The sequence below is a fragment of the Flavobacterium fluviatile genome, from assembly GCF_010645065.1.
Classification (GTDB): domain Bacteria; phylum Bacteroidota; class Bacteroidia; order Flavobacteriales; family Flavobacteriaceae; genus Flavobacterium; species Flavobacterium fluviatile.
In genome coordinates this window covers 115,623-127,072 of record NZ_JAADZW010000016.1, presented here as the reverse complement: position 1 = coordinate 127,072, position 11,450 = coordinate 115,623, and the positions used below count along the sequence as shown (strand labels likewise).

At 34.3% G+C, this 11,450-nt stretch carries 13 protein-coding genes; 2 read left to right on the top strand and 11 right to left on the bottom strand.

The window, feature by feature from the left end; all coding sequences use genetic code 11:
• Window positions 1-134: 134 nt before the first annotated feature.
• From GXM17_RS15410 to hemB, 3 genes are read right to left on the bottom strand one after another with little or no spacing between them, the layout of a single operon-like run.
• Complete coding sequence (locus GXM17_RS15410) at window positions 135-542, bottom strand: c-type cytochrome (protein ID WP_163400215.1); 408 nt, start codon at window positions 540-542, stop codon at window positions 135-137.
• An 8-nt stretch (window positions 543-550) separates the two neighbouring features.
• Entirely contained in the window at window positions 551-1,060 is a 510-nt protein-coding gene (locus GXM17_RS15405) for a DinB family protein (RefSeq protein WP_163400214.1), read from the bottom strand.
• Window positions 1,057-2,055 carry a porphobilinogen synthase gene (gene hemB / locus GXM17_RS15400; protein WP_163400213.1) on the bottom strand — a complete coding sequence of 333 codons (999 nt, stop codon included), beginning with the start codon at window positions 2,053-2,055 and terminating at the stop codon, window positions 1,057-1,059. Before hemB ends, GXM17_RS15405 begins: the two co-directional genes overlap by 4 nt.
• A 216-nt stretch (window positions 2,056-2,271) precedes the next feature.
• Here hemB and GXM17_RS15395 point away from each other — a divergent pair, with 216 nt between their 5' ends.
• Window positions 2,272-2,904, top strand: coding sequence for a hypothetical protein (locus GXM17_RS15395; protein WP_163400212.1), 633 nt, complete (start codon window positions 2,272-2,274; stop codon window positions 2,902-2,904).
• Window positions 2,905-2,919: 15 nt separating this feature from the next.
• Window positions 2,920-4,692 (top strand): hypothetical protein, encoded by a 1,773-nt coding sequence (locus GXM17_RS15390; protein ID WP_163400211.1) that lies wholly within the window; start codon window positions 2,920-2,922, stop codon window positions 4,690-4,692.
• 55 nt (window positions 4,693-4,747) lie between these two features.
• On the opposite strand, the gene hemF is transcribed toward GXM17_RS15390, so the two are convergent.
• The 8 genes from hemF to hemA form a co-directional block, all read right to left on the bottom strand.
• Entirely contained in the window at window positions 4,748-5,671 is a 924-nt protein-coding gene (gene hemF / locus GXM17_RS15385; RefSeq protein WP_163400210.1) for an oxygen-dependent coproporphyrinogen oxidase, read from the bottom strand.
• A 4-nt stretch (window positions 5,672-5,675) separates the two neighbouring features.
• A complete protein-coding gene (locus GXM17_RS15380) occupies window positions 5,676-6,095 on the bottom strand; it encodes a hypothetical protein (RefSeq protein WP_163400209.1) in 420 nt (139 codons plus the stop codon).
• Entirely contained in the window at window positions 6,096-6,470 is a 375-nt protein-coding gene (locus tag GXM17_RS15375) for a hypothetical protein (RefSeq protein ID WP_163400208.1), read from the bottom strand.
• A 125-nt stretch (window positions 6,471-6,595) separates the two neighbouring features.
• Window positions 6,596-7,147, bottom strand: a complete 552-nt coding sequence (locus GXM17_RS15370; protein WP_163400207.1) for a transposase — start codon at window positions 7,145-7,147, stop codon at window positions 6,596-6,598.
• A 113-nt stretch (window positions 7,148-7,260) separates the two neighbouring features.
• The gene (gene hemE, locus GXM17_RS15365; RefSeq protein ID WP_163400206.1) at window positions 7,261-8,286 is read right to left on the bottom strand and encodes a uroporphyrinogen decarboxylase; all 1,026 of its coding nucleotides are present in this window, start codon (window positions 8,284-8,286) and stop codon (window positions 7,261-7,263) included.
• Window positions 8,287-8,340: 54 nt separating this feature from the next.
• Entirely contained in the window at window positions 8,341-9,006 is a 666-nt protein-coding gene (locus GXM17_RS15360; RefSeq protein ID WP_163400205.1) for a uroporphyrinogen-III synthase, read from the bottom strand.
• The gene (gene hemC, locus GXM17_RS15355; RefSeq protein WP_163400204.1) at window positions 9,006-9,929 is read right to left on the bottom strand and encodes a hydroxymethylbilane synthase; all 924 of its coding nucleotides are present in this window, start codon (window positions 9,927-9,929) and stop codon (window positions 9,006-9,008) included. Before hemC ends, GXM17_RS15360 begins: the two co-directional genes overlap by 1 nt.
• 43 nt (window positions 9,930-9,972) lie before the next feature.
• A complete protein-coding gene (gene hemA, locus GXM17_RS15350; RefSeq protein WP_163400203.1) occupies window positions 9,973-11,277 on the bottom strand; it encodes a glutamyl-tRNA reductase in 1,305 nt (434 codons plus the stop codon).
• Window positions 11,278-11,450 lie beyond the last annotated feature (173 nt).

Below are 11,450 nucleotides of genomic sequence, written 5' to 3'. Positions count from 1 at the left end.
TATATTTGAAAAAAGGCTCCGATTATAAAAACAGGAGCCTAAACTTTTCAACTTACACACTTTTTGGGATAGTGTCTAAAAGAATAAAGAATATGAAAAACGGCGCTGAATCTGAGCGCCGTTTTTGTTTTGTATTATTTCAGATGACTATAAATATAGGTTTCAATTGCTTTTAGTTCTTGATCAGACATTGCCTGGGTTACAGGAAAATTAGTTTTCATAACAGCAAACTGACCTGGATCAACAATCGGTTCACCATTTCCTTTTAGGAAAGTAACGATGTCTCCTTTTTTGTCTTTGTAGATTTTAGCAATTTCCTGAATACTTGGTCCAATTACTTTTTGATCCACCTGATGGCAGGAAGTACAATTTCCTTTTCCTTCAAAAATTGATTTTCCTAATTCTTCCGGTGTTTTGACTTCTGCCGATTCTCCTTCAGAATAAGCTTCCGTGCTTTCTGTTGTTTTACCAAAAGGTTCCTGACTTTCTTTTTTACAGGATGATAAAGTTAAAATGGCAAATAAGAATACTATTTTTTTCATAATTAATTTTACCAGCCAATATATTTAGGAGGCTGAATTTGATTTAAATTTAAATAAACTATTAATTGTCCACGATGATGTGTGACATGATCTTGCATTAAATTCAGAATTTGAAGTTTTGTTTTCGGTCCGGCAAAAAATTCTACTTTTTGACTTAAATCAATTCCCTTATTAGCTTCAATTATCTTTTTTGCTTTATCAAATGAAATTTCAATTTCTTTCAGGATATCTTCTTTTAGAACAATCGAAGAATGGTCTATTTTAATGTGTTTTTCATTGGTAAAATAAGCCTTACTCAACCAAGACATATTATCCAGTATATGAAATATTTGATCTTTAAAACTCATTTCTCTTTGGGTAGGCTTATAATCAAGCTTTTCTTCTGGCATCATTTTTACAATATCTAAAAGATACGTTTTAGAATTATCCCATTTTTCCACAAAAGCTTCATTTACTAAATCCTGTGCCGTAATTAAATTTCCATAAAGAAGTACAATCAAAAGCAGAATCTTTTTCATGATAATTTATTTAAAATTGCAGCAGCTTCTTTGGCGAAATAAGTAGAGATAATATTAGCTCCTGCACGCTTAATGCAATAAAGTTGCTCTATCATAATTTTGTCGTGATCCAGCCAACCTTTTTCAGCTGCGGCCTTTACCATTGCGTACTCACCAGATACCTGATAAACCGCAACAGGTACATGAACGGCATTTTTTACTTCACGAACAATGTCCAGATATGCCATTCCCGGTTTTACCATTACGATGTCAGCACCTTCTTCAACGTCTAATAATGCTTCGCGGATTCCTTCAATTCGATTAGCATAATCCATCTGATAAGTTTTCTTGTCTTTTGGAATATTTTGTGAATCTACAGGAGCAGAATCTAAAGCATCACGAAATGGTCCGTAAAAAGCTGAAGCATATTTGGCACTATAACTCATTATCCCCACGTTATGGTGACCGTTTTCTTCCAAAGCTTTTCTGATAGCCAAAACCCTTCCGTCCATCATGTCGCTTGGCGCTACAAAATCGGCTCCGGCTTCAGCGTGGCTTAGGCTCATTCGGGTCAAAGCATCAACTGTCGCATCATTAATTAACTGGCCGTTTTCTATAATTCCGTCATGACCGTAAATGGAATAAGGATCTAAAGCGACATCCGGCATTACAATCATTTCCGGAACAGCATCTTTAATAGCACGGATAGTCTGTTGCATCAAACCGTCTTTGTTCCAGGCCTCAACGCCTTTATTGTCCTTAAGATGGTCGCTTACTTTTACATAAATATTCACCGCTTTGATTCCCAGATCCCACGCTTCCTTTACTTCTTTTATGGTATTGTCCAATGAATGGCGGTAAATTCCGGGCATCGACGGAATGGCGACTTTTACATCTTTTCCTTCGGCAACAAACATCGGAAGCATAAAATCATTTGGACTTAAAGTAGTTTCACGAACTAAAGAACGAATCGACTCATTAGTTCTTAAACGGCGGTTTCTTTGTAGTGGGAACATAGTTGTTTTTTATAGGTTCTAAAGGAAATATTAAGAGCTTATATTCCTTCCAGAACTGAAATTAAAATAAGTGGCGCAAAGTTACAGAAATATCGGCTAAATAATAAACCTGTAATGAGTTAGAATTCGTTAATATTATCTAAATTCGTATCACTTTTTTTAACTTCTGTCAGGAATCTTCTTACGGAATGAATTTTTCAAATTTAAATTTCTCAAATGAAGAAAATATTTGCATTGTGCTGCTGTTTACTCTTAACTGGCTGTTTTGAAATAACAGAAAGAATCAAACACCATGATGATCAAAGTGGCGAATATACGCTGATGGTTGATTTTTCGCAGTCGTGGTTAAAAACAAAATCGGCTATCTGGCTGGAAGAAGTAGATGGAGTGAAAATTCCAAACGAACAGGAAATCACTCAGAAAATGGAGGAATTTAAATCAAAAGTTTCAAAAATAGATGGAATTTCAAATGTAACAACCAAAACCGATTTTGACAGATATGTTTTTATCATCAAATTAGATTATAAAAATCCGAAAGCGTTGAACGAAGTTGTAAATACTTTGAACAAGCAAAAAAATCAGATTCATTTTGCGGCAGATTCAAAGAGTTTTGAGAGAATTGCATCGTATCCAATTACTGAAAAACTGATTAAGGACGAAAAGAAAAAGGAAGATCTGGAAAAAGCCAGCATTGTATCAATTTACACTTTTGATCATGATATTGCATCGACATCCAATGCTAACAGCAAAATTTCCAAAAACAAAAAAACAGTGTTCTTAAAACAAAGCATGTACAGTGTCCTTAAAAAATCATCGCTGATGAATAACAAGATTCAATTAAATCAATAATCATTATACTTCCCCATGAAACAATTTTTTACATTAATAATTTTATTCACATTCAGCTTAATCCACGGTCAGACACTTTCAAAAAAACAGGATTATTTTGTTCAGTTTAATGGAAGTCAGCTTTCTAAAAAAGTTAACGTTGCTGAGGTTTTAAATCATTCTCTTTTAAAAAATGCGAAAGATAAAATGAAACTGGACGTGAATGAATATGCAAATCTTATAAAATTAGACCAGAAAATAACGGTCCACGGGAATTATTCAGATAGTATTCCCTATTATCAGATTACAATTCCAATTAAAAGCAGAAGTGATATTAAAGCCTTTTTAATTCAGCAGGACAAAGGAAATGATTCGCTTGCAAAACCTCTAATCGAAGATTTTGGACAGTATTCTGTATATAATTCCGGCGATAAAAAAACAACTTTGGCGTGGAATGACAGCCATTTGGTCATTTTCGGATTAACCAAAAGATATTCTTATAATGATTATACTACTGCTCCACCCATTATGGATTCAGTAGCAGTGGAAGCTACAGATGTTGTTATTGATGTACCGGCTGAATCTTCAGTAGATACAACTTACGCAGATTATTCAGATAATTATTATGCTAATTACCAAAAAGAGCAGACAGCTTTTGACAGCATTCAGGCCATCAGTCAAAACAGGTTTATAAAATTGCTTTTTGAAAACGGATTTACGGTTCCGGCTTCAGATAAAGTACATGAAAACGCTGATATTTCCTGCTGGGTTGATTATGGAGCGGCATTGAGCGGTTTCAATTCGGCTTATATGGCTTTGGCACAATTTACAACTTATAATAAGTTTTTTCCAAGCCAGAAAAACTGGGGGAATTTTGTAAAAGGGATAAATGTCGATTTTTATTTTGATAATGATAATGCACGGATTGAGGAAATTGTAGAATATTCCAAACCAATTGCAGATTTGGTGGGGAAAATCAGTAACAGGAAAGCGAATAAAAACATCTTTAATTATTTTCCAGCTCAAAAACCGCTCGGTTACATGACCTATCATTTTAATACAAAGGAAATGCTCAATAGTTTTCCGACACTAAGCGCTGAAATTTTCAATAATCCATATATCCTGAAAGAGGATATTGGTGTTGCAACTGACATTATTTCGACCATTATTGATGAAGAAGCTACAGCTACTCTTTTCGATGGGGATTTAAGTATGTTTCTTTATGATGTTTCCGAAAAGAAAGTAACCACAAAAACGTATGAGTACGATGAGAATTTTGAGTCCAAAGAGGTAGTGAAAACCATAAAAAAACAGGTGCCGTTATTTTCAGTGATTTTTACTTCAACACACCCGACTTTTGGTGAAAAACTGATTCAATTAGGCGTTCGTAAAAAAGGACTGACTCAAAAAGGAAATTATTACGAAATAAAAGGAACCCAGGAATTTGGTAATTTGTTTATTTTTAAGGACAAAGATGTGGTGATTATTGGAAACAGTATTGATCATATTTTTCCAAAAGAGAATTCATTTTCAAAAGAAGTTAAAAAGGAACTGAAACAAAATTATTTTGCAGCCCGGGTGAGCATGGATAAATTGGTTACAGCTTATTCTAATTCAGGAGAAGCTAAACCATCTGATATAAAAAGCCTGAACAGACTAACGCAGCAGTTTACAGATGTGACTTTATATTCGGCAAAAAAACTGGTTGATAACAAACTCAAATTCGAGTTAAAGCTAAACTCCTCTAAAGCAGATAAAAATATCATTCTGCAGACTTTAGATTTAGTTGACGAACTAAGTACGAAATAATTTAAAAAGACAAAGCCCTAAAAATATCAATTTAGGGCTTTTTTATGCTTTGTAGTTAAATCCAGTCTACGGGATTTTCCAAAACTTTTATCAGTTTTTCTTCCTCGCTTCCTGCTTCAGGATGATGGTCATAAACCCATTGTACGTGGGGAGGCAAACTCATCAAAATACTTTCGATTCTTCCGTTGGTTTTTAAACCAAATAATGTGCCCTTGTCGTGAACCAGATTAAACTCCACATAACGGCCACGACGAATTTCCTGCCAGTTTCTGTTTTCAGGAGTGTATGAAAGGTTTTTTCTTCTTTCTACAATTGGCACATACGCTTCGAGGAAACTATTTCCAACTTCGGTAACGAAATCATACCAGTTTTCCATTGACATTTGGTCATTTGCTTTGCAATAATCAAAGAATAAACCGCCAAGTCCGCGTGCTTCGTTTCGATGTGCATTCCAAAAATACGAATCGCATTGTTTTTTATATTTCGGATAAAACTCCGGATTGTGTTTGTCACAGGCAGTTTTGCAGGTTTGATGAAAGTGTTTTGCATCTTCTTCAAACAAATAATAAGGCGTTAAATCCTGTCCGCCGCCAAACCATTGCTGAATTATTTTAGGCGAACCTGTACTGAGCGGAGTCGAAGTATCGTACATTTCAAAATAGCGCCAGTTTGCGTGAACTGTTGGAGTCATTGGGTTTTTCGGATGTAATACCAAACTTAATCCACAGGCAAAAAAATCAGCTTCACCAACATTGAACATCTTTTGCATGGTTTCCGGAAGTTTTCCGTGAACGGCTGAAATATTCACGCCACCTTTTTCGAAAACAGCTCCGTTTTCAATAACGCGTGTTCTTCCGCCACCGCCTTCAGGACGTTTCCATAGGTCTTCACGGAATTTTGCAGTTCCGTCAACGGCTTCTAATCCTGTGCAGATTTGGTCTTGTAATTGTTGTATGTAGGTGTAAAATTTATCTTTCATAATTTTATTTTTCTGGAAAAGTATCATGATATTTGAATGCAACATTCATATCAATTACTATTGTAGTATCTTTTTTAAAAATTTTTATAAATCTTGAATTTGCTTTTTTTGATAATGAATCTCCTATTTCGGCTTTTTCCCAAAAAAAAGAATAAACATATATTTCACTAGAATCCTTTAGTTTAAAAGTGGGAGTCATATGATTATGTTCATCTTTATATTTCTTTATTATTAATCCAGAAAAACTTTTACTAGACATTTCTTTATATCCATCTTTACTAATTTTAGCATCGTTTGAAAAATAAGAGCACGTACTAACAAATATTGCCAAAAAGCACATAACAAAAAAACCTTGATATATTGGATTCAAGTTTTTGAAGTCAAAATCTAAGATATCGGTTAAAATTTTTTCGAAAGAATTCATTTAGTTTTTTAATGAAATAATTTTAGCATTAATCCCAAAAGAAAAAACTTTACTTTGCTGTTGAATATATTGATAAACGGCAAGCGCTTTATCAGTAAAATTATAATTTTCGTCTTTAGAGAATTCGATCAAAATATCTCCGAATTGTTCTAAATGTTCAAAATCAAAATGAAGTCGCATTAATAATGAAATCAAATCCTCATTTGTATAACTGGATAAAGTTTCGAGATTCAAGCCAATTTCTTTCAGCTGATTTTCGATGTTTTCTTTTTCAATATTATTCAAAGGGTAAGGAACATAAACAAGAGATCGTAACGTTTTGAGGACGTTATCAATTCTAATTTTTTCTTCGTCTCTTAAGCCTTTGTTGAGCATGATTTTCTCTTATTTCTTTATCCTGCAAGGTTTTCAAACCTTGTAGGTATTTTTATGTGTTTTTATCTAAATTCATTTCCAATTAGCTCTTCAAGGTTTCGAAGACCTTAGAAGAAAAGCCGTGATTACTCAAAAGTATACGTCTCATTTAAAAAGTCATTCTTTTGATTGTGACAAAAAATAAAATTTTCTAAATCTCCAAATAAATTTATAATCTCATTCCTCTCTATTTTTGTCTCTTTATCAGATAAATAGGTCTGATATGATGAAAATTTGAAACTTTTGAAATCTAAATCAAAATGATGTTTGGGATTCAAATGGATATAAACAATCAATTGTTTTAAATAAGTTTCGTCTTTTAATTTTATTCTTTTGAAATGTTTTTCAAATAAACTTCCAGTTCTGTTAACTTGCTTATTGAATGCTTTTGCATAAGAATTAAACAAATTTGAAAATGCCTGAGTAACTTCTTTTTCTTCTGAATTAAGGCGAATAATCAAATGAAAATGATTAGTCATCAGGCAATAAGCAAAAATTGAAATTTTATCTGTTGAATATTTAGCTAATTGTTTTAAGAAATAAAGTTTATTAGCTTCATTTTCAAAAACAGTTGTTCCATTAATGCCTCGATTATAAATATGATAATAACAGTCTTTTTGCAATACTTCGAGTTTCATTCTCAAGTTGTTTTCATTTTAATGTAAGTTTTTACTGTAAATATAAAAACAACTTTTAAACCTACAAGGTTTTGGAAACCTTGCAGGAAATCACGCAGAATATTTTCAATTATTTACTGTCCGTATTCCTTCACCGCATCAATAAACGCTTTTGCGTGATCTACAGGGATATTTGGTAAAATTCCGTGACCCAGATTCACTACATATTTATCTTTTCCGAACTCGTCGATCATTTCGTGAACCATTTTCTTGATAGTCGGAATTGGGGAAAGCAATCTTGAAGGATCAAAATTTCCCTGTAAAGTAACATTTCCACCAGATAAATATCTAGCATTTCTTGCAGAGCATGTCCAGTCCACTCCTAATGCAGAAGCTTTACTTTTTCCCATTTCACCCAAAGCAAACCAGCATCCTTTTCCGAAAACAATTACGGGTGTAACTTCAGCCAATGCTTCAACAATCTGATTGATGTATTTCCATGAAAATTCCTGATAATCAACCGGAGAAAGCATTCCTCCCCAGGAATCAAAAATCTGAACGGCATTCACTCCTGATTTTACTTTTTCTTTTAAGTATAAAATGGTCGTATCAGTGATTTTTTGCAATAAAGTATGTGCTGCAACCGGGTTTGAAAAACAGAATCCTTTTGCTGTATCAAAACTTTTAGAACCTTTTCCTTCAACAGCATAGCAGAAAATGGTCCAGGGCGAACCTGCAAAACCAATTAACGGAACTTCATCGTTCAGCATTTCTTTAGTTAATTTCACAGCGTCAAAAACGTAACCTAATGTTTCATTTACATCCGGAACAAAAACCTGGTTTACTTGCTCCATAGTACGAATCGGATCCGGAATAATCGGACCTAAATTGTCTTTCAATTCTACGTGAATTCCCATAGCTCTTGGAACTACTAAAATGTCTGAGAATAAAATAGCAGCATCAGGAGCAATTCTGCGAATTGGCTGAACCGTGATTTCAGCAGCTAATTCCGGAGTTTCGCAACGCGTAAAAAAGTCATATTTATCACGAAGTGCTCTGAATTCCGGCAAATATCTTCCCGCCTGACGCATCATCCATACCGGTGGTCGCTGAACTGTTTCTCCTTTTAATGCTTTTAAAAATAGGTCGTTTTTTAACATGAGTTTCTATGTTTAAACCTAACAGGTTTCAAAAACCTGTTAGGTTTGTTATTGTTATTTATATTCTTGAATTACATCTTCGATCACGTCTTCAATTGTAGGCTGATCTGCTACGATAATGTTTTTGGTAATTTTAGCTAAAGCTTCTGCGGTGGTGTCGCCAATGCAGAAACAGATTTGTTTTTGAATTTTATTGTCTTTCAGATAACTCTTAACTCCTGACGGACTAAAAAACAAAATCGCTTCCGGATTTGCTTTTATTTTTTGAGGCTGCAGCGTAGTTTCGTAAACCTTAATTTCATTGAATTTAATGCTGTTTTCTTTCAAAGCTTCCGGCAAAGTATCTCGTCTAAGATTTCCGCTAAAAAAAGTATAGCTCTCACTTCCGTAAATCAAAGAGATGATTTCGGCTAAATCTGCGGCATAACCTGTATAAGCAACAACGTTGAATCCGTTATCTGTCAATAATGTTTTTGTTTTCAGTCCAACGCAGTACACGTTTTTCTTTTTCAGTTCTTCCGATTTTGGATGAGATAAAACACTGTGAACGGCATTCTGACTTGTAAAAATCAAATTTTCGTTGAGGTCTTTTAGTTCGAAAGGTCTGTTTTCGGTTTTGATGAAATCGGCTTCGATTACTTCAATACCGTATTTCATTAACTCTTGCTTATGAAGCGGAGATAATATTTTAGTAGATAATATCTGAACTTGGTTTGCCATTATTTTTTCAGGGATTCTTTGATTTTCTGCATTAATTCGGTTCCGCCATTATTCAAAATTTCCTGAGCTGAGTTAAAACCTAGTTTTTTCCATTCAGAAATGTCAACCGTTTTATTAATTTCCAGTTTTTGTTTTCCGTCAATAGAAAGTAAAACGCCTTGAAAGTGTAAAGTGTCTTCGTCTTCATTATAGGTAACCAAAGCTCCAATTGGTGCAGTACAACCGCCTTCAAGCGTTCTTAAAAACTGACGTTCGATGTATGTACAAATCTCAGTTTCGATATCATTTAATTGCGAAAGCGCATCAAGAGTATAATTGTCATTTTCCATTGCCACAACCAGCATTGCTCCTTGTGCCGGCGCCGGAATCATCCAGTCTAAATTGATGCAATTTTCTGGTTTTAAATTGATTCGTTCCAAACCAGCAGCAGCAAAAACAGCTCCGTCCCAGTTGTTATCCTGTAACTTCTGCATACGTGTATTTACGTTTCCGCGTAAATCAACTACGGTATGATTCGGATATTTATTGAACCATTGTGCCTGACGACGCAGACTTCCGGTTGCAATGGTGCTTGGATTTGTAAAATCAGGATTTCCTTTATGGACTAAAATATCTAAAACATTGGCTCTTGGTAAAACTGCTGCCTGAACAATACCCTTTGGCAAAGCAGTAGGAACATCTTTCATCGAATGTACCGCAATATCAATATCACCATTGATCATGGCAATGTCTAAAGTTTTAGTAAAGATTCCGGTAATTCCGAGTTCGTAGAGTGGTTTGTCAAGAATAATATCCCCTTGAGATTTTACGGCAACAATTGAAGTTTTAAAGCCTAAATCATTTAATTTTTTTTCGACGGTATGAGCCTGCCAAAGTGCGAGCTCACTATCGCGGGTTCCTATTCTGATAACTTTTTGAGCCATATTTTTTTGGATCCTTAAAAGTAAGGAACATTCTGTTTAACTATTATGAGAGGTTGATTTTGTATTTTTCTTCAACTGGGGAAGGAATATTTTTTGGCGCAAGCTGCCCAATTTGAAACACTTTTTCAATAAACTCAATGCTTTCGTCGATAGAAGTATTTTCGTCTTTTAAGTGACTGGCAAACTGACTGGTAATTTTTTGTATAATTCGGGAACTGATTAATTCAGCCTGTTCTTCATCAAAATTAAGCATCTTCTTTTTTTGAAAGGCCAGTTCTCCGGCAACCATATCGTTTAGTTTTGCTTTTAACGCATGAATAGTTGGCGCATATTTACGGCCGTTCATCCAGATGTTGAATTCTAATTTCATATCCTCGATTATCGCCTCGGCAGCAGGAATATGCTGTTTTCTTCTTTCAAGTGTATCATCTGTCATCTGTGACAAATAATCTAAATGTATTAAAGTAACACCCGCAATTTGTTCTACATCAGGATTTACGTTTCTTGGGATAGATAAATCCAGAATCAGTAAAGGTCTTTTTAAATTCAGTAATGTTTTGTCAATAGTTGGGTTTTTTGCCCCTGTTGCTACAACCAAAACATCGGCTTGTTGTATTTCTTCCTGGAGGTTAGCGTAGTCTTTTACGATTACATTTAGTTTTCCGGCCAGGATTTCGGCTTTGTTTTTGGTTCTGTTGATAAGCGTGATGTGACCGTTTTTAGTATGTTTTACTAAATTTTCACAGGTATTGCGCCCTATTTTTCCGGTTCCGAATAGCAGAATGTTTTTGTTTCCAATATCTTCTACGTTTTTAATGATATATTGAACCGATGCAAACGAAACCGATGTTGCACCGGAAGAAATTTCAGTATCTGTTTTGACCTTTTTGCTAGCCTGAATAACGCTATTGACAAGGCGATCAATAAAAGTATTAATTAAACCCTCAGATTTACTAAGGTTAAAAGCGATTTTAATCTGGCTGATGATTTCAAAATCACCCAGGATCTGACTGTCTAAACCTGTTCCTACGCGAAACATATGGTTTACGGCTTCCTGATTTTTGTATATGTAGGCAACTTCGCGAAATTCCTCAACAGATCCATTACTGTTATCGCAAAGTAATTTGATTAATTCGTACGGATGATTCGCAAAACCATAAATTTCAGTTCTGTTGCAGGTAGAAGTGACAATTAATGATTCTATTCCTTCGGTTTTTGCCTGAGCAAGTAAATCAGATTGTGCTTTAGCATCTAAACTAAATTTTCCCCTAATTGTAGCATCTGCTTTTTTATAACTTAAACCTAAAGCGTAAAAAGTGGTAGTTCTGGACATATTAAAATTTTCCATATTATACTTTCGTTAAAAAGTGCAACAAAATTATTACTATCTAATTTATAAAAACAACGCTAGAGGTACTTTTTATATCGCTATGGAATAAATTGATTCATTTTGGCTGTTCTAAATAGGACTTATTGCCTTTTATAATGATATCAAGCATTCAACAACCTGTTATGTATATT